Genomic DNA, 242 nt, shown 5'->3' with positions numbered 1-242 from the left:
GCGGCGATCCCGGGCGCCCAGACCGGCAACTTCGGTCTCGCGGGGCACCGCACCACACACGGGGAACCGTTCCGGTCCATCAACCGGCTCACGCCCGGCGACTCCATCGTGGTCGAGACCCAGGTCGACTACTTCGTCTACAAGATGACGTCGATCCTGCCGGTGTCGTCCCCGTCGAACATGAAGGTGCTGGTCCCGTTCCCCCAGGGGACCGGCTTTACGGCGCCGGGCCGCGACATCAC

1 protein-coding gene is annotated in these 242 nt (G+C 67.8%); it reads left to right on the top strand.

Annotated features, from left to right (window positions below; genetic code table 11):
• Positions 1 to 242 (top strand): sortase (locus KVT44_RS56715; protein WP_217577122.1); only part of this gene is annotated, 242 nt, incomplete at both ends.

The sequence above is a fragment of the Streptomyces sp. GbtcB7 genome, from assembly GCF_019091445.1.
Classification (GTDB): Bacteria; Actinomycetota; Actinomycetes; order Streptomycetales; family Streptomycetaceae; genus Streptomyces; species Streptomyces mirabilis.
The sequence above is the reverse complement of the archived record's forward strand: the minus strand, read 5'-3'. Positions and strand labels throughout refer to the sequence as shown.